Origin of the sequence: Streptomyces sp. P17 (genome assembly GCF_032436805.1) — a bacterium.
Taxonomy (GTDB): domain Bacteria; phylum Actinomycetota; class Actinomycetes; order Streptomycetales; family Streptomycetaceae; genus Streptomyces.
In genome coordinates this window covers 1-20,836 of sequence record NZ_JAVRBF010000074.1, presented here as the reverse complement: position 1 = coordinate 20,836, position 20,836 = coordinate 1, and the positions used below count along the sequence as shown (strand labels likewise).

Below are 20,836 nucleotides of genomic sequence, written 5' to 3'. Positions count from 1 at the left end.
GAGTGGGCGAGCGGGCGGGCGGTGGCAGTGCCGCAGCCGTCTTGGCAGGGCGGAGCGGTGCGCTTCCGGGGGCCCGGGGTTTCGCAAGGTGTGCATCGCATCACAGACGGTAGGGTAAAAATTTGTACCCTCGCAAGCCGTCCCAGTAATCTTCCCCTCGAACGAGTCACTGTCCGACGGCAGTTGGGACGGGAAGGAAGCCATGACTCGCAGGCGGCAACCCACCGCACGTCAGGTACGCCTCGGGGCTGAACTGCGGAAGCTGCGTGAGGCCGCAGGACTCAAGGCCCGGGAGGTTGCGGCGCTCATCGGCACGGACTCCGCACAAATGACCCAGATCGAGTCAGGGGCCGCTGGCGTGAGCGAGGCACGCGTACGGCAGTTCGCCGCCCACTGCTCCTGCGCTGACCAGGAGTTGATCGCCGCCCTGGCGGACATGGCTACGGATCAGGCGCGAGGCTGGTGGGAGGAGTACCGAGGGCAGCTACCCGCGCCCTTCCTGGACCTGGCCGAGTTGGAGCACCACGCGACGCACCGGCTCGACGTGGAGTTCCTGCACGTCCCCGGCCTCTTCCAGACGGAGGACTACGCCCGCTCGATCTTCTCCTACCGAGTTCCCCAACTACCCACGACCGACCGTGAGTTGCGCGTACGCCACCGGATGCGACGGAGAGAAGTCATCGAAGGGCCGAGGCCCATCCCGTACAAGGCGGTGATCCACGAGGCCGCACTGCGCATCCGAGTCGGCAACCGGGCGGCTACCCGGACTCAGCTCGCACGCATCCTGGAACTTTCGGAGGCGGACCACATCACCGTACGCGTGATCCCCTTCGACCTGGACGGCTTCGCGGGCGCCACCAACGCGATGATGTACGCGGGTGGCGCCGTCCCCAGGTTGGACACAGCCGTGCGCGACGCACCCCAGGGCGCGGCGTTCATCGACTCGGAAGCCCAACTCGCAACCTTTCGAACGCTTTTCCGTATGGTGGAGGCAGTGTCACTCGACCCCGCTCGTTCGCGTGACTTCATCCACAAGCTGTCGAAGGAACTGTGAGGCAAGCGCCGTGATGACCCCCGGCACCTGGCAGAAGTCGTCCTACTCCGGAAGCGGCGACGGCAATAACTGCGTAGAGATAGCCGACCTGCACACCCGAGTCGCCGTCCGAGACACCAAGGACCGCTCCCGCACCCCCCTCTCCTTCCCCACCGACGTCTTCACCACATTCATCACGAACCTCAAGGCCAGCACCCGGTAAATCCGCGTCCCGCCAGGAAGTCCTCGAATTCGGCCAGCGCCTTCTCCAGGTCTTCCCGGCCGGCGTCATCGGGCGGGAGGTGCGGAAGGGTGGCCCGGGCGAACTGCTTGGCGGCCTTGTGTACGGCGATGGCGAGATCCCGCGTCGTCGAACAGTCCACGAGTACGCCCTCGTGGGTCGTCTCGATCGAACCCTCGTCGTCCTTCCGCCGCGAGAACCTCAGCGAGAAGGACGAGTCGACCGCGGCGGATTCATAGCTGGTGCGGTTCCCGTCCAGGAGGAAGTTCCGCAGGCCGTCAAGGAGGAGGGGCAGCGAGAGGCAGATCATCATCGACTGGTCCGGACGCCGGTGCCGCGAGGTTGCCTGTCCCTCGGTGCCCCACACGTCCACGTGGCCCAGATCGAAGCCACTGGGTGGCGGCGGCTCGTTCTCGGCTATGGAGAACTTGAATTCCATGGGACTCCCTGTTCCCCAGGCCGTGAGGAGAGGAAGGCCTCCACCAACCGTTGCAACTCCCGTGAAAGATCGTCCAACATCGCCACTGTCTCCTCCAACTTCCGCGCCAAGTCCGGGGCCTCCGCCCATACCTCCCCCGGCTACGGAGACAACCGCGTACAGGAGGTCGCCGTCGGAAGTGTTCCGCGTCCAGCAGTCGGTCCGCTTCGTCGATGACGACGGCGACCCCTACCCACCCGTCACCGCGCCGCACAGATCGTCCAGGCAGTCCACCATCGCGTCCCAGTTCCGGCCGAAGTAGCCAGGGAACTTGAGGACTTCGGCGAACGAGTCGTAGATCCCCCGCTCGGTCATCAGGTCGCTGGAGCCGACGTGGTGGACCCGGCCTCCTCTCGCCTCCAGCTCCCGCAGCACTCGGTGCACCTCGGCCGTCCCTTCAGGGACGAAGACGACCCAACCGTTCATGAGCGACGCCGTCGTACGACCTTCCAGGCCTCCTCCGCCGCGTCCGCGGCCGTCAGGCGCCACGACTCCAGTTTGTCGGCCACCGTTGTGCGCACCAGCTGCCACTTGAACCACGGTGGGAGGACGCGGAACGGTACGTACGTCAGCGTGTCCCTGATCGCGTGGTCGGCGAAACCGCCCATGCCCTCCGCTCGCAGGGCGGCGTAGAGCTCCGGGGTCAGGCGGCCGTTGAGCCGGGCCACATGGGCCGCCGCCGTAAACGGGAAGTCCCGTCGGGAGCGGTCCAGTACCTCGATGGCACGGAGGATTCGCGGCGAGGCCACCTCCGGCGGGCAGTTGAGGGCCAGCCCGATCACCGCCGCGCCAAGAGAGTCCTCGCCGCGCTCGGACGCCGCGTCCACCTCGGCGGGGTCGTCGATGCCCAGCAGACCCTCGCCGGTCTCCCAGTTCCAGCTTCGGCCGTCAGTCATCGCAGGGCGGCGGGAGCACCCGCTGCTTCTTGACGATGTCGATCATTCCCGCCTTCTTGAGCTTGGTCAGGTCGCCTTGTGTGACGCTCTTCGATAGGCACGCCGACTGGACGTGGCCATGGTAGATCTCCTTGACTACGTTGCCGTTCTTGCCGGCTGCGTTGAAGTCCGTCCTGCCGATCAGGCGGGCCTGCGGCTCGAATTGGCAACGCCTTCGCTGCCCTGCAGCTTGGTCACGGCTGTGAGGGGCAGTTCGGCGTCGTGCGTGAAGACGTAGTGGGTCGGTCCGGGCGCCGGGCAGGTCGAACGCGCCCTACTCGAAGAGGCGTCGAGCCCAACCGGCACGCACCGGTCACGGCCTCGCCTCTCCGCCCACAGCAGGTTCCGTGGCGATCACGTGCTGCACCTGCCAGCGGGCCTCTTCCCAACGGGCGCGACGGTCCACCTCCCTGCGATCCGTGCCTTCCCCGGCGCGCTCGGCGTGCCAGCGGCCCACTGCGGACTGGGCCGTCTTCGCGATGTACTGGCACGGACGAGCCGGTCGTCCGCCCGGCCGAGCCGTAGGGCCTCCCGGGCAGCGGCCACGTACTCCGCACACGCCTCTCGCATGTCGGGACTGAGCAGCTCCGCCTGGAGGCCAACCGCCCGCTCCGCGAAGTCGAGGCTCAACGTCATCGCACGCTGCTCGCCGACCTCCGTCAGCAGTTGGATCCGCGGACTCAGTCGTACGGGTCCGGCGAGAAGGCGGGCCGCTCGCCGGGAAAGTCGTCGGGGAAGAAGGGGACGCGCAGGGCCCCGGTGAGGAGCCCGAGGACGGTGTCGGCCGAACTGCGGGCAGTTACGACCGCACCGAGCCGGCCAGCCTGGATGATCACGGTCGGCCACTCGTCGGGGGCACCCGCTGGGAGCCATGCGAGCAGATCTGCGTTGTCCGTAACACCCCACTGGACGAGATCTCCCGGTTCGGCCCGGTACTCGTCCAGGACCGGGCCAAGCCCGGGAAGCGCCCTGTCTCGGAAGAGGGAGCACATCTGCTCGGTCTGCTCGGCGATGTCGAGATGCCCGTTGGACGCGCCCTGCGCGAAGATCCACAGAAATTCGTCGAAACAGCCCGCCCCGTAGGTGCTGGTCAACGCCCGGTGGCTCGCGGGAACGGTCAGGCCGGGCCCTCCCCGAACGGACCGCCGTACTGGCTGGACCGCAGGGCGGGGCGGTGGGGGGCACAGGTCCTTGAGGCGTGAGAGCACGGCCTCCGCACCCGACCCCTCCATGGATCTTTTCCTTCCTCAGAAATCGTCGACGGCCGGTGTTCGTGACGACGGCGTAGGCCGGACCTCGCTGTCAAACCAAGGGGGTGTACGGGTCGATCAGGGCCTCCAGTGCATGGGCGTAGGTCCTGAGCATCTCCTTCACCCCCGGCGGCGCCGGGGCGTCCGGACGCAGGATGTCCGGCAGAAAGGCGATCCGCCACATCCGGAAGGCATTCCGGGCGAACTGTTCGCCGTCGCCGACCAACAACGCACCCGCCCCGCGCACCGCATCGACAACCAGCCTCGGCGCCTTCTCCACGCCAGGGCCGCGCACTGTGGCGGCGCCCACCAACGCGTTCATGAGAACGGCCGACTGAAGGTCACCCCCCATACGCACCATGCGTCCCAGCACCACAGGGTCATCGGTGTCGGGCGGATAGCCTTCGATGCAACCCGAGTACATCATCAGATACTCGGCCGTCACCTCACGCCCCTCGCTCCACCCGCCCTGCCGCTCGAATATGGACATGGTGGCGGCGGAGAAGTCGCCGATGACACGGACAGTTTCGAGAATTCCGTCCAGTTCGGCCCGATGAGCCTGCACGAAGTCCGCGAGCGAAACGTCCCTGAGGGACCGCGTCTCCGCAGCGGACACCGCAGCCAGTTCCAGGATCCCCCACAGCGGCGCGAACACCTCGTAGGCGAGCCCTGTCCCGGAAAGCGGCGCAGCTCTTTCCGTCATCGCCGATCAGCGAAGCGGAACGTAGACGTAATCGCATCGAAGATGTCGAAGAACGACTCCGCCAGATCCAGCACCTGGCTGCTCCCCGCCACCAGCGCCACCTTCCCCTCCTGCCCCGGTACCGGGATGAACGTCTGCATCAGGACCGCCCGGATCGTGCGCTTCAGGGCGTCGTCCGGTACGACGATGTCCTCGATGCCGTACGTCCGGGCCGCCGGGCCCACGCCCGGGATGTCGACGGTCGTGACCTTGCGCCAGGAGTCGCCCTCCTTCTTCGCCTCCTTGACGGCGAGTTGGCTCGCCATGACGGTGGGGTCCGTCGACAGCGGCTCGCCGGAGGCAGAGCGGCCGCCGACCAGCGACACCGTCACCGAGCCCGTGATCGGAGTGTCGCCGCCGAAGCTCTCCGCCATGCAGCCGCAGTACAGGGCGCCCGACTTCCAGGCGTCGGCGGCGGCCTTGCGGAGGAACTCCGTGTACACGTCCCGGTACTTGGACAGCTCCGGACTCCCCGCCACCCGTTCATTCACCATGCGGCGGATCGAGTCGTCGCGGGACTCCGGGCGGACGTCGAACTCCCACCACGACTCCGGAACCTTGATCCGGAAACCGCCGCGCTCGATCGTGAGCGCCTCCATGTAGCGGGCCATGACGTCGACCTTCCCCCTTCGTCCGATGTACGGTGCCGATCAGCCTACGAGTACCAGTCGGGGGACGAACACATGGGCAAGGGCAAGAGCGACCTCTCGCTGCCGCTGACCGACCTTGAGGACTACGGCCGGCGGCTGCGGTCCATCAAGACCCGGATGAACCACACCAAGAAGATGTTCGAGGCGTACGAGGACGACATCGGCGACGGCACCGTCAACAGCGCCCTCGGCGACTTCGAATCCAACTGGGAGGACGGCCGAGAGGACATCTCCCAGCAGCTCGACGCCCTCGCCGGCATGTCCGAAGCCGTGGTCCGCGAGTTCAAGAAGCTCGACGACGAGCTCACCAAGCAGGTCAACGACGCGATGAAGACCGAGGACAAGCGGCCCAAGAAGGACAAGGACTGAGCCCGGTCAGCCCACCTCGTTCTCGGCCACGGCCTCACCGCGGACGATCACGTCACCGCCGTAGAACATGCCGGTGAAGACCGGCGAGTACGTCAGCTGGACCTCGACCTGCACCTGGTCCACGTCCGCCACGACACAGTGCGTCGCCGCGATGTCCGCGCCGGACATGTCCATCTCGCGCGCGAACGCCTTCACGCGGGCGTCGCAGTTCTCGTAGTTGATCGGCGCGGGGCCGCCCTCGTTGTCGTAGAGGGCCTCGCGGTCGATGTCCTGGGCGGCGTAACGGGCCGCCTGTTCCGCGATGTCGGCCGCCCGTTCGCGCTTCGAGATGGACATGCCTCCGTCGATGACGAACGCCGAGAGAGACAGGAACACCAGCGCGAAGATGATCACCGCGCCCGCGCCCGACCCGCGGTCGTCCATCCGCGCTCGGATGCCCGAGAGCCAGAGCTTCACGCCGACCTCCTGAACGGGTCCAGCGGTGAGCTGAACGTCGCGTCCATCGTCGGGTCGATGTCCAGGCCGAGCATCGCCAGGCCACGAACCCTGCAGCTGACCTGCACCGAGAACAGCGGGTCCACCTCCGGGTCGAAGCCCGCGCTCGTCTGCGTCACCGTCACCGGGCCCGAGCACACGTCCGCCAGATTGGCCTCCGCCGCCTTGCGCGCCTCGGCCATCGCCGTGCCGTGGTCCTTCTGGATCGAACCCGCGCGGGCCGCGTCACGGGCGGCGCCGTCCAAGGCGCCCCGCCCGTCCACGAGTTGGCCGAAGGCGACCAGCACCAGGATGAACAGCATCATCACCGGGGCGAGGATCACGACCTCGATGGTGGACAGGCCCCGGTCCTCCCGAAGGGACCGCATCAGTTCTCCCCCTCCGGCACGAACCGCTCCACCGGCCCCGCCGACTGTGCGTGCACCGTGAAGTCCAGACCCGGGAACACCGACGGCACCTTCGCGGTGATCTCCACGCCCACGGTGTTCTGCTCCGGCTGGAGCATCCTCACGTCCGGCGACAGCACCAGCGCCGGTCCCAGCTGGTCGATGTAGCTGTTGACGACCGTACGGGCCTCGCCGCGCCAGCCACCCGGTTGGGCGTCCGCCGTCGCGCGGGCCTTGCGGGCACCGGCCTGGGCGGCCGCCTGGGCCACATGGTCGGCGAAGAAGTACAGCGCGAACTGCACGGTGGCGAAGATCATGAAGAACAGGACGGGGGTCAGCAGCACGAACTCGATCGCGGTCATGCCGGAGTCGCCGCGCGCCGAGACTTCCTCCCGTCGACGGCGTACCCACGCCCGCATACGTCGCTGCACCCCCGTACCCCGTCTCAGCAGGTGCCGCTCTGGTTGGCCCCGTTGATGCAGTTCTCGACCTTCTCGGCGCCACCCTCCAGCGCGCGGTTGATGATCGCGGCGACCACGCCGACGATCGCCACGACGACCGCGGAGATGATGACCCACTCCACCGCGGAGGCACCGCGGTCCAGTTCGCCGGAGCGGGCGCGCTGCACGCGGCCCTGCAGGAAGGTGACGAGGAAGTCCACCGCCGGGATTCCGGTGCGGAAGTTCCGTTCGGTCATGGTCAGTTGTCCTTTCAGAGGGTTGGTCGGCGTCAGACCTGGAACACACGCATAGCGGCCGGATAGATCAGGAACACCAGGAAGCCGGCGCACAACAGCAGCTGCGCCACGAGCATCGACTGGGACTTCTCGCCCGCGCTGCCCTCGATCTCGGCGAGTTCGCGGTGCCGCATGGTCTCGGCGCGGGAGGCGAGGGATTCGCGGACCTTCGCGCCGTCGTCGGCCACCAGGGCCAGGGAGGCGGAGAGGTCCTTGAGCTCCTCGACCCCCAGCTCCTCGCCGAGCGAACCGAGCGCCTGCCACTGGCTGATGCCGGTGATCCGGGCGTCGGCGAGGGCGCTGCGGATGCGCTGGTTGGCCCAGCCGTCCGAGATCTCCGCCGCCGCCATCAGGGCCTCGGGGAGACCCCGGCCGCCCGCCAGGCTCATCGACACCAGGTCCAGGTAGGCACCGATCACCCGCCGCAGGTCGCGTCGCTTCTCGGCCGCGTCCCGCCGTACCTCCACATCGGGGAGGAAGAAGAAGAGGACCGCGAAGAGCAGGGCCAGCCAGACCGGGATGATCGGGCTGCTGCCGAAGCCGAGGGTCCACACCACCGCGAAGAGGAACGGGCCGAAGAACAGGCCCGCCACCCCCAGCAGCACCTTCGTCGCCAGGAACTTCTCCCAGCTGCGCTCCAGCACCGCGAGGTCCGCCCGCAACGAGCGCTGTTCCCACCCCTGCTGCAGATAGAACTCGGCGACTCGACGGCCGACTTCGGCCCGCGTCGAGGAGAACCGGCCCGTGTCCTGCGTCGTCCGGGCGGATTCGTACGCCGCTCCCCGCGCCCGCATCGCGTCGATCCGCGCGACCTGCGCGACGGCGCTGCGCTTGCTCGGCATCAGGGCGCGGACCAGGGCGTAGATGCCCAGGCCGAAGACCGCGCCGACGATGATCGGCATCGTCACGTCGCTCACTTTCGTGCCCCCTCTTCCGGCTGGAACGGCGACTGCTGGGGACCGCTGGAAGGCGTCCGCGGCCGCACGAACTGCACCGACGCCTCGTCCCGCACCAGGAAGCGCTCGGGCGTCTCGATGGTCGACAGCTTGCGCAGCCACAGGAAGCCGAGCGCGAACAGGCCGCAGACGCAGGCGAGGACGAGCTGCCCGACCGGGTCGCCGTAGGGCTCGACGAACTCCCGGTTGAAGATGGACAGGCCGAGCACGAAGGCGACGGACACCGCGACGACGATCTGCACCGAGCGCCGCGTGGACGCCCGCTGGGCCATCACGCGCTGCCGCATGTCGACCTCTTCACGGGCCGACTTGGCGAGCGCGCCGAGCACCTGGCGCAGACCGGGGCCGCGCAGACGGGCGTTGAGGATGAGGGCCGCGACGATGATGTCGGCGGAGGCGTCGTCGATCTCGTCGGCGAGCTGCTGCAGCGCGTCCGGCAGCGGGGTGCGGGCGCGCAGCCGGTCGACGAGCGCGTCGAGATGCGGCCGCAGCACCGGGGCCGCGGCCCGCGCGGACGCGGGGATGGCCTGCTCCAGGCCGACCGCGCCGGCGATGGTGTCGCGCAGCGACTCCGTCCAGGAGGCGAGGGCCTCCACGCGCTTCATGGCGGCCCGCTCCTCGGCGGCTCCGCCGAACAGCCGGTCCCAGAAGAAGACGAGGATGCCGGCCGCGATCCCGAGCACCGCCCACCGCGTGAGCAGCAGCACGACGAGGCCTACGCCCGCGGCGAGCGACCCGCGCTGACCGGCGAACCGGATCAGCTCGTTGGCGCGCTCGCTCGCCTTCTGCCTCTCGTGCTCGGGCTTGGCGGGCAGTCCGCGTACGGCGATCAGGAGCAGCGCGAGCCCGCCGCCGACGGCGACACCGCAGGCCAGCGCGTACAGGACGGTCGTGGAGAAGAGGCCGCCCATGGAGCCGAGTCCAGTCATGTGCTCACCCCCACGTTCCGGCGGGCCGGTAACCGTGCGCCATCAGGTCCTCCAGGCAGGCGAGCGGAGCATGCGGTACGACACGGCCGTCCGGCGCCTCTGCGAAGACCTCGCTGGACAGCACGCGGCCGTCGACGCCGTTGACCTCGCGGATGGAGGTGACCATGCGCTGGAGGCGGCCGCCGCTCTGGTAGTTGTTGCGCCGCTGGATGAAGACGACGAAGTTCACCGCGCCCGCGATCAGCATCTGGCTGGCCTCGATGGGCAGTCGCTCCGTCGCCTGCAGCGCGTAGGTGGAAATACGGTTGAAGACCTCGCTGGAGCTGTTGGCGTGGATCGTGGACAGCGAGCCGTCGTTGCCCTGCGACATCGCGTTGAGCATGGTCACGATCTCGTCGCCGAGCACCTCACCGACGATGACGCGGGAGGGGTTCATACGGAGGCTACGGCGCACCAGTTCGGCCATGGTGATGGCGCCCTGCCCCTCGGAGTTGGGCAGCCGCTCCTCGAACGCCACGACGTTCGGGTGGAGTTCGGGGAAGGTGTCGAGCCCGAGCTCCAGGGCGCGCTCGACGGTGATGAGGCGTTCGTGTCCCGGGATCTCGTTGGCGAGGGCCCGCAGCAGCGTCGTCTTACCGGCGTTGGTGGCGCCGGCGATCATGATGTTCTTGCGGGCGCGGACCGCGCAGGCGAGGAAGTGGCCGACCTCGGGGGTCAGCGTGCCGTTCCCGACCAGATCCGAGATGAACACCTTGCCCATGCGCGCGCGACGGATGGACAGCGCGGGCCGCCGGGCGACGTCCATGACGGCCGACAGCCGGGAACCGTCCGGCAGCCGCAGGTCGAGCTGGGGGTTGGCGGAGTCGAAGGGCCGGGACGACAGACCGGAGTAGGCGCCGAGCACCTGGATGAGCTCGATGAGCTCCTCGTCGGACTCCGCGACCGGGTCGCCCTTGACCTCACGGCCGTCGCTGTAGCCGACGAAGACCTGGTCGCACCCGTTGATGTCGATGTTCTCGACCTCGGGGTTGTCCAGGAGCGGCTGCAGGCGCCCCACGCCGAACAGGGCGGCGTGCACGGCGGCCGCGTACTGCTCCTCGGTCTCCGCGTCCAGCGGGGTACGCCCGGCGTTGATCTCGGTGCGGGCGTACTCCTCCAATATCTGCGCGATGACGGCACGGGCGTACTGCCGCTCGTCCTCGCTGGACATCGGGGTGACACCGCTGACCTGGTCCAGACGGCGCTGCTCGGCGATACGGTCACCGGCCTCCTGCCGGAACCGCTTGACGAGCAGATGGTCGACAGCGCTCACCGCGGCTGGCCGTTCATCTGGGCATGGTGGGCCCAGGCGGCGCCGTACTGCTGGTAGATGTCGGCGGCGACCTTGCGGGCCGAGCGGATCAGCAGCGACTTGTCGAGGCGTCCGCGCTTACGGCCGGCCAGCTGGTCGGCGCCGGTGGGGTCCTCGGCGATGGTGCCGACGACCCGGGCGCCGGTCTGGGCGTGCACGAGCATGTCGTTGACCTGACCCGCGATCTTGGACGCGTCGCCCGGGTCGGCGATCAGCACGACCCCGATCAGCGGGGTGGCGAGGCTCGCGGCGCCGCGCGGGCCGCCGTGCAGCTTGGTGGCGAGGGCGGCGGCACGGTCCCGGACCCGGGCGATGGCCTCGGGTTCGGTACGGCTGATCAGCAGGACGAGGGCGGCGTGCGGGAACAGCTCCACGGCCGGGGTGTCGCCGCTGATCCTTCCGCAGTCGGCGATGACGTCGGCGGGCGCGTTCGGGGAGTCGGCGAGGGTGGAGAAGGCGTGGCCGAGGGTCGGCCACAGGCCCGCGAGACCGGCGGCCTGCTCGGCGATGCCGAGTCCGACGAGAACCTCAAGTCCGCCGCTCAACGGCTGGACGTGGTCCCAGAGTTGGTCGGGGACGAGCCCGCGTCGCGCGGTGGCGGCTATGGAGAGCATGCCGGTGTTCGGGTTGAGCGGCCCGCCGTGCGCGGCGGCACTGCGGTACACCAGGTCGCCGCCCGCCGGGTCGGTCTCGGCGAGCAGGACGCGGCGCGGCCAGACCGCCGAGAGGGCGACGGCCGCGGTGGTGACGCCGGGGGAACCCTTGTCGGCGGCGAGAGCGATGAGCGCCATGGGGTTTGTGCCGCCTTCTAGTTGCTGCTCGGGACGCGCACGAGGGCCACTTCGCCGTTGGACGCGGCCTGGGCGAGCGCGGCGGCGGCGTCGGCGTCGACTGTCAGGGTGAGCGCGAGGTTGGTGCTGCCGACGAGGTCGTCGCCGTTGCCCTCCGGCACCGAGGCGACGACGGCCTGGTCGACGATGGCGCCGCCGCTGCCACCCGTGGAGGTGGAGCCGCCGCTGTCCTCGTCGTTGGAGCTGGAGCCGGCGGTGGTGCCGACGCGGTAGGCGGCGACGGTGTCACCGGCCTCCAGACCGGTCGGGTACTGGCCGGCCTTGAGGGAGAGGCCTACGGTGGCCTTGCCCTGGGCGACGCCGGTCTCCTCGCTGAACATCTCGCCGACGGGGACGACTCCGGCCGGGATGGTGTTGACGGCCTTGAGCTTCTTCAGGTCGTCCAGGAGGCGCCACTCGATGTAGTGGATGCTGCTGTCCTCGGCGACCATGACGGACGTCACGTTGTCGTCGGAGACGGACCCGCCGGCCGGGATCTCCTTGGTGATCTTCACGACCTCGACCCGGTCACCGGCCTGCAGCACGAGCATCGTCGCGCCCAGCGCCCCGACCAGGATGAGCAGCACCGCCAGCGCGGCCAGCGCGGGTTTGCGCTCGCGAGGAGGGGTGGGAAGCCGGTCACCGACCGAAGGCTGAGCCGGAGCGGCGGAACGTCCCGCGCCCGCCCCCGTACGCTCTTGGATCTTCACGCAACCGCTCCCCGTACACCCAAGAAATTGTCTGCCACGACTGTCAAATTCTCTGTAATTCCGGACACTTCATCCGTCTTCCTGCTTCATCGTCGCGTCCTGCGCGGATAGTCAGCAGCTGGGGTGAGTGTCAAGCCATCGCACCGTATCAGCCGCTCATAAGCCCCTCAAGGCGCGCCCGTTCCCGTAGGGATCGGTGGCTGGACTGTTACCCATCCGCAACTGGAAGCCCCCGTGACCCAGTTGTGCACGCGGCTGTGAGCTGCGTCTTCCTGTGCGAGAGCGAAGGCGTGCCGGGCCCGCGCGGTCCGTTCGTCACACAGTGGCCATGAGGCCTGCACGATTCACTCACGAGAGCGGGGAACGGCCGTGTCATGATCGTCGATCGTGACGAACAGGACACCCATCAGCGGAGCGCTGCTCGCGACGGACGCCCGGGTGCTGGCGGCGGCCCACGCGATCGGCGCCCGGCACGGAGTGGACTACACGAACGACGCGGCCGTGACGGCGCTGTTCGCGGAGCGGCAGCGGGCGATGCGGGCGACCCAGCGGGGTTGGCTCGCGTGGATGGGCGGCCTGACGCTGACGGCGGGGGTGATCCTGCCGGTGACGGCGACGGAACTGCCGGAGCGCACCGCGAAACTGGCCCTGCTGGGCACCGGCGTACTCCTCATGGTGGCGGTGACCTCGCTGACCGCCCTGTGCGTGCACTGGAAGCGCGAACTCACCCATCCCGCGCTGTCGGGCTACCGCGAGGTCCTGGGCGTGGCCCGGGCCCACGGCCTGCCGCTGACGCATGTACCGGCGTGGCTGGAGGGCCGGACGTCGGGCGGGAGCGGGAAGGGGTGGGCGCCGATACCGACGTATCCGAAGGTGGAGGCCGCGCCCTCTCGGCCGGCGGACGTCGCCGCGAAACCCGCCGCAGTGCTCCGCTACGAGGAGACGGCCGACACGGGCGGCTGGCACGACGAGACCGGCTGCCTCCTTCTGCTCGCCGGCCTGATCGGCGCGGGCTGGGCCTGGTCCAATGAGGTCCCCCTCGCCTACGGCCTCCTCGCGCTGATCCCCCTCGCGATCGTGGTCTGGATGGCGGGCAGCCGCCAGGGCAACGAGAAGCAGGCGCTGCGGGCGGAGGCGGAGGCGTACGTCAGGACAGTGGCGGCGGCTCGGGCGGCGGGGGCGCGGGGCCCCGAGCTGTCGCCGGTGCTGAAGAAGTTGCTGGAAGAAGACGAGTAGATCCCCTTGGCCGAAGGAGCCCCCCACATGAAGCGAGCCGCCGTGGCCGCCGCTCTGTCCCTGACCGCCGTACTGACGGCCTGCTCGGACTCGGACGAGAGCGGCACGGACGCGAAGCCGGAGAGCTCACCCTCGTCCGCACAGGCGAAGCAGGTGAGCCCGGCGGAACGACTGGCGAAGCTGATGGTCACCGACGCCGACCTCGACGGCGAGACGGTGCAGAAGCTCGACCCTCAGTTCCTCTTCGCCAAGTCACAGGACGAGGTGACCCTCGACAAGCCGGTCTGCGCGCCGCTGGCGTACGCGATGAACCAACTTCCGCTCGGCGAGGCGGAGGCGGACCTCGCCCGCTACACGTCGACCGGCACGACGGCCACATACATCGCGCTCGCGGCGTACGGGACGAACGGCGACGCGGAGTCAGCCATGGCAGGCCTCTCGAAGGCGATCGACTCCTGCGGCGGCGGCTTCACGGCGAAGGCGAACGGCGACACCAGCGCGTACGACTCGGTCACCGCCGAGAAGGCCTCGACGGCCGGCGACGAGACGCTCGCGTTCAAGTCCACGATGACCTTCCGGGGCGCCTCACATGTCCTGCGCACTCAGGCGGTCCGCAGCGGCGACGTGATCGCCGCCTACTTCGCGGTGAACGGCTCGGCCATCGCGAGCGCACAGCCGAGCGAGGCCCAGTTGGCGACGTCGGTGGTGAGGGCCCAGAACGGGAAGCTGGGCTGATCGCGCTTCACGCGAACGTGTGAATCGGCGGGATATGCCGGACGGCTTTGCAGCGCCCCACCTAGCTTCGGTCGCATGGTCAGCTCATCCCACGAGGCGATGCATCGCATCTTCCAGGAGGATCCGGGTGTCTTCGCCCGGACCTTCCGGACCCTCGACCTCCCCTTCCCCGACCCTGTCGCCGTGTCCCTGATGCCCACGGACCTCACCGAGATCAAGCCCACGGAACGGCGCGTGGACACTCTCCTGAGGATCGACACCGAGTCGGGCGAGAGCCACCTCCTGATCGTCGAGGCACAGGGCGAGCAGGACCCGCGGAAGCCCACCAGCTGGGCCTACTACGTCGCGCACCTTCGCGAGAAGTACGGCATCCCTCCGATCCTTCTCGTGACGTGCCAGGACAGGCGCACCGCCGCGTGGGCCTCGAAGCCGTTCAAGATCGGGCCCCCGCAGTGGCCCACGCTCACCCTGCGCGCGCTCGTCCTCGGCCCCCACAACGTCCCCGTCATCACGGATCCGTCCGCCGCGGCCCGTGACATCCCCCTCGCGACCCTGAGCGCCATCACGCATGGCAAGGATCCGAACGCCCCTGCCATACTGAAGGCCCTGGCTGTCGCCCTGAAGACCATCGACGAGGAGACCGCAAGGATCTTCGCCGAGCTCACCGAACTCGGCCTCGGCAAAGCCATGGCCGCCGAGACCTGGAGGCAACTGATGTCCGTGGACCTCTCCTTCTTCCGCTCCGAGACCTCCCAGCGCTTGCGGGCCGAGGGCCGCGCCGAGGGCCGCGCCGAGGGCCGCGCCGAGGACGTCCTCCTGATCCTCGGCACGCGCGGCATCGAGGTCACGGAGGCGGCGCGCCGGCGGATCACCTCCTGCACCGACCTGGACGCACTCCGCACCTGGCTCACCCGGGCCGTGACGGTGGACACCGTCGACGAGCTGTTCACGGACTCCGAAGCCTGATCGTCGTTCCTCCCCGTCAGGGCGCGGTTTCGCAGCAGCGAAGGCCTCAGTAGAGTGCCGCGAGTGACTGCGGGCCGCGTACGGGGGAGGCGACAGTGAGAACGACGGGCAGAGGGTACGTACGAGCGGTTCTGGCACTCTGTACAGTCCTGTTCGCCGCATTTGCCGCAGCTACCCCGGCCCGTGCGGCCACCGACACGCAGGCGGCCTACCTCGCCGACCGGCTCCGCGAGAACCCGGTCTATGTGACCGACCAACTTCCGCGCGAGGTACCGAAGTCCATGGCCCGCGACTTCGCCAGGGTGGCGAAGGGTACGGGGGTTCCCACGTACGTCCTCGTCCTGCCGAGCATGGCGGCGAACGGAGAGGGCCTGCTCGGCGCGGTGCACGACCGGCTGGGCCGGGACGGGCTGTACGTCGTCATCGACGAGTCCTCGGTCTCGTACGCCATGGCTTTCGGGGTCACCGCCCCGGCCGACGACGCCCTCACGGTCTGCCTGTACGAACTCCCCTACGACGCGGGGCCGTTGCGCAAGTTCGAGCTGTTCGCCGAGGTCATCGCCGAGGGCGGCGAGAAGGCGGCGGCTCGGGCGGAGGCGGCGCGGGAGAAGTACGCGGACAGCGAGCCCGAGGAGATGTACATCGGGCCGTCGGACCGGGAGAACCAGTCGTTCGTCACGGGGATGCTCCTCACGGGCGTACCGGTGCTGATCCTCCTGCTGTTCCCCGCTGTCGGCCGGTGGCGGAAGAATCTCACCGGCCGGAAAGCCCCCCGCCGGGCCCCGCGCTGGACCGGGCCCGCCCTGGCCCTGGCCGCCGCCGTCGCCGTCCCCGTGGCCGCGAGCGTCACCTTCGACCAGACCACGTCGAGCGCGTCCCCCCGCCCCAGGGCGATCGATCTCAACGCCCGCGTCGACCGGGTCGCGCAGGGCCTGGCCGAGGACCCGGTGTACGCGGACCCGGAGAGCCCCCGGATCCTGGACGCCGCCCAACTGGCCCGTCTGCACAGCCGTATCGAGAAGTTCGAGAAGTCCGAGGGCGGCGGTCCGGTGTTCGTCGCCGTCGTACCGCAGCTGCTGGAGGACGAGTCCGAGGGGGACGAGGAGGCGTTCGCGGCCGCGGTCCACGACAAGCTGGGCGAGGACGGGGTGTACGTCGTCGCCGACCCGCTCGGCGGCTATATCGAGGTCTTCAACCACGGTCTACGACTGGACAGTCTGAACCTCATGCTCAGCCTGCCGGAGTCCATCGGCTACGGCGACGACAAGGCGGACGAGGCCGACGATCACCTCCTCGGTGAGCGTCTCGACGCCCTGATGACCTTCCTCGACAAGGCCCCGCGCACCGACGAACCGGAGAACGCCGGAGACCCGTACCCGGTCTCGAACCCCGTCACCGAGGACGAACTGCCGCCCCTGTTCGGCACCGACCTCTCGCCGGGGCTGTTCATGGGCGTCCTCGCCGCGGGGCTGCTGTACGGGCTGCTGGCGGGCGTGGTGGCAGTCATCGGCAGGGTGCTGCGACGCCGCAGGCCGGAGCCGCCCGCGACGAAGACGCTGCCGGAGGTGTCGCCGACGGAGCCTTCGATGGCGTATCTGCGCGCTATGGCGCGAGTCGAACTCCGGGCGCTGACAGGCGACTTCGCGTCCGGGCGGGCCGCCGATCCGAACGACAGCCGGCCCGGGGACCGATTCGACGCGGCGATGCTGCTCATCGACGGCGACACCCGCCGTGTCCAGGACCCCGCGACGGATGCCGCCACCCTGGTCGCGGTCATCGTGCTCGCCCGTGCGGGCCGCGCCGCGCTCGCGCGCACGTCGTACAACCGCTGCTGCGCGGTCAACCCACTGCACGGACCGGCGGTCAACCGCCATCACGTGCGGGTCTCCGCGGAGGGCAGGCAGCGGCGCCTGCTGCACGTCTGCGGGCGGTGCCGGGACACGGCGATCGCGGCGCCGGCAACCCTCCACACGCTGATGCTGACCCTCCCCGGCCCGTCCGGCCCGCGCGTGCCTTACGAGGAGGCCGGCGAGCTGCTGAGTGTCGTACCGGACGGCATCGGCCGGCTGGTCGAGAAGGTGAAGGAGACGGTCGGTGTCCCGTAGCCGGGCGGCAGTCACGGCCTTTGCGGTGCCGCTGCTGACGCTGCTCCCGGCCACGACCGCCGGGGCCTCCGACGGCCCGAGCGCCGGCGAACGCATCGCGAACGCGTTGCGCGCCTCCTCGGTCTACGTGGACGCGTCGTACGCCACAGCCGTACCGCCGTCCCGGCAACGGGAGTTGGCGAAGGAGATCGACCGAACCGGCCTGCCCATCAAGGTGGTGCTCACGCCCCTCACCAAGGGCGACGACTTCGGCGGAGAGCCCGACGTCCTGGCGGAGGTGGTCCGCGACCGTCTCCCCCAGCGCGAACTGATCCTCATCACGACGGACGGCACCTTCACGGACTCCCTCAACGGCTACGAGTGGCCCGCGGACACCCACCAGACCGCCGACGCGGTGGCCGCGGCCGGCCTCCTGGACGAGATGCGGGAGGCGGGACTGGCTGAGCTGACGTCGAAGGCGGTGGAGCTGGTGGCGCGGGGGGACGGGACGAAGGTGTACGAGGAGGCGATGGGCGACCTGGAGGCGAGCCCCGAGCCGGAGCGGACGGAAGCCGACAGCTCATGGCCGACTCGGCTGGCGGTGGCGGCAGTGGCGGCAGTGGCGCTGAGTGCCCTGCTGCTCCTCGTACGCCATCGCCGTAGGACCCCTGTATCCGCCCTGTTCGCGGCCGCCCGCGCCGCGGACGAGGACGCGCTGCGCCGCCGGGCGGAGGCGGAGGTCGTCGCGCTGGGCGAGTCGGCGCGTACGACGGACTCGGCGGCGCCGGGCCTGCGACGCGCCCTGGACGCGTACGCCGCGGCAGGCACGGTCCTGGACGCGGCCCGGGGTCTGCCGGACCTGGCGGGCGTCCTGGCCCTGGTGACGGAGGGCCGGAACGCCCTGGCGAACGCCCCCGACCCCCTTCCCCTGTGTTTCTTCAACCCCCTGCACGGCCGAGGAACGCGCCTTGTGACGTGGCGCCCGCTGGGGCGCCGAGAACGCGTGCGGGTGGCCGCCTGCACCCCGTGTGGGGCGGCCACGCGGACCCGCCGCTCCCCCGAGGTCCTCGTGGACGGCGACGCGGTCCCGTACTTCGAGGTGCCGGGGAGCTTTTGGGCGGCTACGGGGTACGGTTCGCTGCTTCGGGGCGGGGACAGCTTGGCGGGGAGGGTGGCCCGCGGGGACTTCAGGCGCAGTCGCGCCTGAGCCGGAGGTCAGCGGTTGAGGTCCATCACCCCGACCCCGAGCCCGCGATACTCCTCGGGCACGACCGTGGCCACCAACGCCCCTTCGGGCACCCTCGGGTTCGGCCGCGCGGCGTGCACGGCGGCTGCGATGCCGAAGGCGATACCGCCACGGCACAGTTCGGCGATGGTCACGGCCATCGCATAGTCGTCATCGACCACGCGGAGCACGTCGACCAGCACCCCGACGTGCTCCACGATTCCCGCACGGTCGCGCTCGGCCTCCAGCAGACACAGCACAGGCACCCACAGACGGACATCGTCGCTGTCCGCCGCGGCGTGGATGAGGCCGGAGACCTGCTTGTTGCCGCCCATCACGAGGAGCGTCGGCGCATCGAGGACGAAGTGTTCGATCTGGCTCAACGGGGTCGCTCCCCCTCCGCGAGAGCAGCCCGATGAGCAGCCGTGGCGTCACGCATCCTGCGACGCATCTCGGCGGACTCCTCGTCCGTGACGTAGTGCCCGAACCGCTCGGCCAGCAGCACGCGGGTGCGCTCGGCCCGCGCCTTGATCTGCTCAGGAGTGAGCGTCTGAGCCGCTATCTCCTGCATCAGGGCCCGCAGGCTGGTCCCACGCGCCTCGGCCACGGCGGCGAGCTGGTCACGGACTTCGGCGGGGACACGGATCATCACGTCAGCCATGCCTTGAGTATACGTCGCGTATACGTCATGCGCGCTTCTTGGGGCGGTGGGACCGGGGAGACCCCGTCACCTCCCGATAGGGCCCCAGTCCCGACGAGGCCGAGGCGGCTCGGCCGGCGGCGCCACGGGCACCTGTGCGACGCGCCGCATTCCTACGCCGACGACGAGCCCCAACAGGGACGGCAGGCCGAGCAGTCCGGCGAACCCGAGGCTGAACCACCCACTGCCGTCACCCTGGTTGAGGGCACGCACCCCAGCGACAGCGAGCGTCACCCCGATGAGAACCCCCGGCAGACACCAGGGCCAAGGATCGGGCTCCTCGACGGCCTCGCCCCGCCGACCGTCGCAAAAGGCGGCGTACCAGTAGCGGCCTGACCACCACACGAGCAGATACGAACTGACGGCTCCCGCCGCGAGCCCGACCTTCCCCAGGACGTCAACGCCCCGCAGGCCGACGGCCATAGAGGTCATGACCACCCCGAGGAGGAGCCAGATAAGGAACAACATGACGCCGACCGCCAAACGGTGACGGCGGCTTCCTTGGAGGACGCGAGGAGAGACGTAGACCATGGGCGGCAGCGTAGGCAACCGCCGCGGATGCCGGCGACCCACCGGCCGATAGCTTCCGCGAAGCGGGCGGGTCGGACTCGACCAGAAACGCCCCTCGGATCTCCGAGACGGACGTCCCTCCCCAGCGGATACGATCAGGACACAGCCGCCGCACGATTTGCACCGGTAGTTCCCCAAATGACCATGTGCCGGGGGAGGTTCAGCCTGGCGAACCCACCAGCCCCACAGATACCGTCAGTGCTCTCAACTGCATCTGTATCTCACGGGGAGTCCACTGTGAAGCGCCGCTCTTTGCCCGTTGCTGCCGCGCTCGCCGCGACAGCGGCTCTGCTGCTGACAGCGTGTGGCAGCGAGGACGACAAGTCCAGCGACAACGACAAGATCGCCGGAGCCGAACAGGCATCGGCGACGCCGAAGGAATCGGCGGCGGCCTCTGGCGCACCAGCGGAGGACAAGCCGGACGGCGTGGACGTATCCCTGCCCAAGGACATGAACCTGGTCTTCGACTGGGAGAAGCCGAAGGACACGAACGAGGCGGCGGCTATGGATGACGCCGCGAACTATGTCCGCGCCATTTACCACGGCGTCGACAAGCGCACGTCCAAGGTCGCGGCCGTGACTGCCTACTCCACGGGCGGGGGCCTGAGCTATGCGAAGACGCAGATCGACGACAGGGTCGAAGGCGGTTGGACGGCCACGGGCACTCGGCGTCATTACCAGGCCACAACCCGATCCGCCGCGAACGGCACCTCAGTTGAGGTGGCGTTCTGTGTGGACTCCAGCAAGTTCTATGGCAAAGAGATCAAGACCGGGAAGGTCCTGAAGAGCGATCCCAGCATCGCGGACTACGACCACTTCAAGATCATCATGGTCAAGGTCCCGACGGGTGACGAACTGTGGCAAGCATCCAAGGTGTTCGTCGAGACGAAGGCGGAGCAGTGCCGATGAACGGGCCACGGCATACGGCACTCAGCGCCGGCATCGCTGCCCTGACACTGACCTTCGGCGTGACCGCCCTCACGGAACCCGCCTACTCGGCAGAACCGTCGAGCAACGGCAATGGAGCCACCACAGAGCAGTCGGGCGGCGGCGACGGCAACGGCATCTACGCCGCCGCCCGCATCCAGTACTCCGGATCCGTCGCCAAGAACGGCGGCACCGGCAACGTGACGTCCGCCGACGTCAACTGGGCGCCCCCGCCCTGCTGGTACGCCCCCTACCTCGGCGCCAAGGACTTCAAGAAGAAGATGTCCACGGACATCGAGAGC

At 69.4% G+C, this 20,836-nt stretch carries 27 protein-coding genes and 1 pseudogene; 10 read left to right on the top strand and 18 right to left on the bottom strand.

Annotated features, from left to right (window positions below; translation table 11 throughout):
* The first annotated feature begins 202 nt into the window (after positions 1-202).
* On the top strand, positions 203-1,054 hold the full coding sequence (locus RMT89_RS34440) for a helix-turn-helix transcriptional regulator (RefSeq protein ID WP_315887678.1): 852 nt from the start codon (positions 203-205) through the stop codon (positions 1,052-1,054).
* Between the two features lie 13 nt (positions 1,055-1,067).
* Positions 1,068-1,256, top strand: coding sequence for a DUF397 domain-containing protein (locus RMT89_RS34435; protein WP_315887693.1), 189 nt, complete (start codon positions 1,068-1,070; stop codon positions 1,254-1,256).
* On the opposite strand, the gene RMT89_RS34430 is transcribed toward RMT89_RS34435, so the two are convergent.
* The 6 genes from RMT89_RS34430 to RMT89_RS34405 form a co-directional block, all read right to left on the bottom strand.
* The gene (locus RMT89_RS34430; RefSeq protein ID WP_315887677.1) at positions 1,237-1,713 is read right to left on the bottom strand and encodes a hypothetical protein; all 477 of its coding nucleotides are present in this window, start codon (positions 1,711-1,713) and stop codon (positions 1,237-1,239) included. The two genes, RMT89_RS34435 and RMT89_RS34430, sit on opposite strands and share 20 nt — an antisense overlap.
* A 228-nt stretch (positions 1,714-1,941) precedes the next feature.
* Positions 1,942-2,178, bottom strand: a complete 237-nt coding sequence (locus RMT89_RS34425; RefSeq protein ID WP_315887676.1) for a barstar family protein — start codon at positions 2,176-2,178, stop codon at positions 1,942-1,944.
* A complete protein-coding gene (locus RMT89_RS34420; RefSeq protein ID WP_315887675.1) occupies positions 2,175-2,648 on the bottom strand; it encodes a hypothetical protein in 474 nt (157 codons plus the stop codon). The genes RMT89_RS34425 and RMT89_RS34420 overlap by 4 nt, the downstream gene beginning before the upstream one ends.
* A gap of 719 nt (positions 2,649-3,367) precedes the next feature.
* Positions 3,368-3,781, bottom strand: a complete 414-nt coding sequence (locus RMT89_RS34415) for a hypothetical protein (RefSeq protein WP_315887674.1) — start codon at positions 3,779-3,781, stop codon at positions 3,368-3,370.
* Positions 3,782-3,989: 208 nt separating this feature from the next.
* Positions 3,990-4,640 carry a hypothetical protein gene (locus RMT89_RS34410; RefSeq protein ID WP_315887673.1) on the bottom strand — a complete coding sequence of 217 codons (651 nt, stop codon included), beginning with the start codon at positions 4,638-4,640 and terminating at the stop codon, positions 3,990-3,992.
* The gene (locus RMT89_RS34405) at positions 4,637-5,290 is read right to left on the bottom strand and encodes a hypothetical protein (protein WP_315887672.1); all 654 of its coding nucleotides are present in this window, start codon (positions 5,288-5,290) and stop codon (positions 4,637-4,639) included. The genes RMT89_RS34410 and RMT89_RS34405 overlap by 4 nt, the downstream gene beginning before the upstream one ends.
* Positions 5,291-5,362: 72 nt before the next feature.
* Between RMT89_RS34405 and RMT89_RS34400 the strand changes: the two genes are divergently transcribed.
* Positions 5,363-5,698, top strand: coding sequence for a hypothetical protein (locus RMT89_RS34400; RefSeq protein WP_315887671.1), 336 nt, complete (start codon positions 5,363-5,365; stop codon positions 5,696-5,698).
* A gap of 6 nt (positions 5,699-5,704) precedes the next feature.
* On the opposite strand, the gene RMT89_RS34395 is transcribed toward RMT89_RS34400, so the two are convergent.
* From RMT89_RS34395 to RMT89_RS34355, 9 genes are read right to left on the bottom strand one after another with little or no spacing between them, the layout of a single operon-like run.
* Entirely contained in the window at positions 5,705-6,121 is a 417-nt protein-coding gene (locus RMT89_RS34395) for a pilus assembly protein TadG-related protein (RefSeq protein WP_315887692.1), read from the bottom strand.
* 29 nt (positions 6,122-6,150) lie between these two features.
* Complete coding sequence (locus RMT89_RS34390) at positions 6,151-6,561, bottom strand: TadE/TadG family type IV pilus assembly protein (RefSeq protein ID WP_315887670.1); 411 nt, start codon at positions 6,559-6,561, stop codon at positions 6,151-6,153.
* Positions 6,561-6,998 (bottom strand): pilus assembly protein, encoded by a 438-nt coding sequence (locus tag RMT89_RS34385; protein ID WP_315887691.1) that lies wholly within the window; start codon positions 6,996-6,998, stop codon positions 6,561-6,563. The genes RMT89_RS34390 and RMT89_RS34385 overlap by 1 nt, the downstream gene beginning before the upstream one ends.
* 26 nt (positions 6,999-7,024) lie before the next feature.
* Positions 7,025-7,276: a hypothetical protein gene (locus RMT89_RS34380; RefSeq protein ID WP_015658575.1), complete on the bottom strand. Its 252-nt coding sequence runs from the start codon at positions 7,274-7,276 to the stop codon at positions 7,025-7,027.
* A gap of 32 nt (positions 7,277-7,308) precedes the next feature.
* Positions 7,309-8,217: a type II secretion system F family protein gene (locus RMT89_RS34375; RefSeq protein WP_315887690.1), complete on the bottom strand. Its 909-nt coding sequence runs from the start codon at positions 8,215-8,217 to the stop codon at positions 7,309-7,311.
* 11 nt (positions 8,218-8,228) lie between these two features.
* Positions 8,229-9,200 carry a type II secretion system F family protein gene (locus RMT89_RS34370; RefSeq protein WP_315887669.1) on the bottom strand — a complete coding sequence of 324 codons (972 nt, stop codon included), beginning with the start codon at positions 9,198-9,200 and terminating at the stop codon, positions 8,229-8,231.
* 4 nt (positions 9,201-9,204) lie between these two features.
* On the bottom strand, positions 9,205-10,512 hold the full coding sequence (locus tag RMT89_RS34365) for an ATPase, T2SS/T4P/T4SS family (RefSeq protein WP_315887668.1): 1,308 nt from the start codon (positions 10,510-10,512) through the stop codon (positions 9,205-9,207).
* A complete protein-coding gene (locus RMT89_RS34360; RefSeq protein ID WP_315887667.1) occupies positions 10,509-11,342 on the bottom strand; it encodes a hypothetical protein in 834 nt (277 codons plus the stop codon). Before RMT89_RS34360 ends, RMT89_RS34365 begins: the two co-directional genes overlap by 4 nt.
* A gap of 17 nt (positions 11,343-11,359) precedes the next feature.
* Positions 11,360-12,091 (bottom strand): hypothetical protein, encoded by a 732-nt coding sequence (locus tag RMT89_RS34355; protein WP_315887666.1) that lies wholly within the window; start codon positions 12,089-12,091, stop codon positions 11,360-11,362.
* A 387-nt stretch (positions 12,092-12,478) separates the two neighbouring features.
* On the opposite strand from RMT89_RS34355, the gene RMT89_RS34350 reads away from it, so the two are divergent.
* The 5 genes from RMT89_RS34350 to RMT89_RS34330 all read left to right on the top strand — a co-directional run bounded on the left by RMT89_RS34350 (position 12,479) and on the right by RMT89_RS34330 (position 18,319).
* Positions 12,479-13,327: a hypothetical protein gene (locus RMT89_RS34350; protein ID WP_315887665.1), complete on the top strand. Its 849-nt coding sequence runs from the start codon at positions 12,479-12,481 to the stop codon at positions 13,325-13,327.
* 27 nt (positions 13,328-13,354) lie between these two features.
* A complete protein-coding gene (locus RMT89_RS34345) occupies positions 13,355-14,062 on the top strand; it encodes a hypothetical protein (RefSeq protein ID WP_315887664.1) in 708 nt (235 codons plus the stop codon).
* Between the two features lie 75 nt (positions 14,063-14,137).
* Complete coding sequence (locus tag RMT89_RS34340) at positions 14,138-15,028, top strand: hypothetical protein (protein ID WP_315887663.1); 891 nt, start codon at positions 14,138-14,140, stop codon at positions 15,026-15,028.
* A 245-nt stretch (positions 15,029-15,273) separates the two neighbouring features.
* On the top strand, positions 15,274-17,133 hold the full coding sequence (locus RMT89_RS34335) for a hypothetical protein (RefSeq protein ID WP_315887662.1): 1,860 nt from the start codon (positions 15,274-15,276) through the stop codon (positions 17,131-17,133).
* A complete protein-coding gene (locus tag RMT89_RS34330; RefSeq protein WP_315887661.1) occupies positions 17,123-18,319 on the top strand; it encodes a hypothetical protein in 1,197 nt (398 codons plus the stop codon). Before RMT89_RS34335 ends, RMT89_RS34330 begins: the two co-directional genes overlap by 11 nt.
* 8 nt (positions 18,320-18,327) lie before the next feature.
* On the opposite strand, the gene RMT89_RS34325 is transcribed toward RMT89_RS34330, so the two are convergent.
* From RMT89_RS34325 to RMT89_RS34315, 3 genes are all read right to left on the bottom strand, one after another.
* Positions 18,328-18,720, bottom strand: coding sequence for a hypothetical protein (locus RMT89_RS34325; RefSeq protein ID WP_315887660.1), 393 nt, complete (start codon positions 18,718-18,720; stop codon positions 18,328-18,330).
* Entirely contained in the window at positions 18,717-18,998 is a 282-nt protein-coding gene (locus RMT89_RS34320; protein ID WP_315887659.1) for an Arc family DNA-binding protein, read from the bottom strand. Before RMT89_RS34320 ends, RMT89_RS34325 begins: the two co-directional genes overlap by 4 nt.
* Positions 18,999-19,064: 66 nt before the next feature.
* Positions 19,065-19,505, bottom strand: coding sequence for a hypothetical protein (locus RMT89_RS34315; RefSeq protein ID WP_315887658.1), 441 nt, complete (start codon positions 19,503-19,505; stop codon positions 19,065-19,067).
* 339 nt (positions 19,506-19,844) lie between these two features.
* On the opposite strand from RMT89_RS34315, the gene RMT89_RS34310 reads away from it, so the two are divergent.
* A complete protein-coding gene (locus RMT89_RS34310) occupies positions 19,845-20,516 on the top strand; it encodes a hypothetical protein (RefSeq protein ID WP_315887657.1) in 672 nt (223 codons plus the stop codon).
* Positions 20,513-20,836: pseudogene (locus RMT89_RS34305) on the top strand (hypothetical protein); the annotation flags it as partial. The gene RMT89_RS34310 and the pseudogene RMT89_RS34305, both read left to right, overlap by 4 nt.

What these genes read in the sequence shown, in the direction of transcription:
- RMT89_RS34440 (WP_315887678.1), top strand. Translation starts at nt 203, where the DNA reads ATGACTCGCAGGCGGCAACCCACCGCACGTCAGGTACGCCTCGGGGCT.
- RMT89_RS34375 (WP_315887690.1), bottom strand. Translation starts at nt 8,217, where the DNA reads ATGCCGATCATCGTCGGCGCGGTCTTCGGCCTGGGCATCTACGCCCTG.
- RMT89_RS34420 (WP_315887675.1), bottom strand. Translation starts at nt 2,648, where the DNA reads ATGACTGACGGCCGAAGCTGGAACTGGGAGACCGGCGAGGGTCTGCTG.
- RMT89_RS34425 (WP_315887676.1), bottom strand. Translation starts at nt 2,178, where the DNA reads ATGAACGGTTGGGTCGTCTTCGTCCCTGAAGGGACGGCCGAGGTGCAC.
- RMT89_RS34360 (WP_315887667.1), bottom strand. Translation starts at nt 11,342, where the DNA reads ATGGCGCTCATCGCTCTCGCCGCCGACAAGGGTTCCCCCGGCGTCACC.
- RMT89_RS34390 (WP_315887670.1), bottom strand. Translation starts at nt 6,561, where the DNA reads ATGCGGTCCCTTCGGGAGGACCGGGGCCTGTCCACCATCGAGGTCGTG.
- RMT89_RS34400 (WP_315887671.1), top strand. Translation starts at nt 5,363, where the DNA reads ATGGGCAAGGGCAAGAGCGACCTCTCGCTGCCGCTGACCGACCTTGAG.
- RMT89_RS34380 (WP_015658575.1), bottom strand. Translation starts at nt 7,276, where the DNA reads ATGACCGAACGGAACTTCCGCACCGGAATCCCGGCGGTGGACTTCCTC.
- RMT89_RS34320 (WP_315887659.1), bottom strand. Translation starts at nt 18,998, where the DNA reads ATGGCTGACGTGATGATCCGTGTCCCCGCCGAAGTCCGTGACCAGCTC.
- RMT89_RS34370 (WP_315887669.1), bottom strand. Translation starts at nt 9,200, where the DNA reads ATGACTGGACTCGGCTCCATGGGCGGCCTCTTCTCCACGACCGTCCTG.
- RMT89_RS34315 (WP_315887658.1), bottom strand. Translation starts at nt 19,505, where the DNA reads ATGTTGTTCCTTATCTGGCTCCTCCTCGGGGTGGTCATGACCTCTATG.
- RMT89_RS34340 (WP_315887663.1), top strand. Translation starts at nt 14,138, where the DNA reads ATGGTCAGCTCATCCCACGAGGCGATGCATCGCATCTTCCAGGAGGAT.
- RMT89_RS34410 (WP_315887673.1), bottom strand. Translation starts at nt 4,640, where the DNA reads ATGACGGAAAGAGCTGCGCCGCTTTCCGGGACAGGGCTCGCCTACGAG.
- RMT89_RS34385 (WP_315887691.1), bottom strand. Translation starts at nt 6,998, where the DNA reads ATGCGGGCGTGGGTACGCCGTCGACGGGAGGAAGTCTCGGCGCGCGGC.
- RMT89_RS34430 (WP_315887677.1), bottom strand. Translation starts at nt 1,713, where the DNA reads ATGGAATTCAAGTTCTCCATAGCCGAGAACGAGCCGCCGCCACCCAGT.
- RMT89_RS34345 (WP_315887664.1), top strand. Translation starts at nt 13,355, where the DNA reads ATGAAGCGAGCCGCCGTGGCCGCCGCTCTGTCCCTGACCGCCGTACTG.
- RMT89_RS34405 (WP_315887672.1), bottom strand. Translation starts at nt 5,290, where the DNA reads ATGGCCCGCTACATGGAGGCGCTCACGATCGAGCGCGGCGGTTTCCGG.
- RMT89_RS34435 (WP_315887693.1), top strand. Translation starts at nt 1,068, where the DNA reads ATGACCCCCGGCACCTGGCAGAAGTCGTCCTACTCCGGAAGCGGCGAC.
- RMT89_RS34395 (WP_315887692.1), bottom strand. Translation starts at nt 6,121, where the DNA reads ATGGACGACCGCGGGTCGGGCGCGGGCGCGGTGATCATCTTCGCGCTG.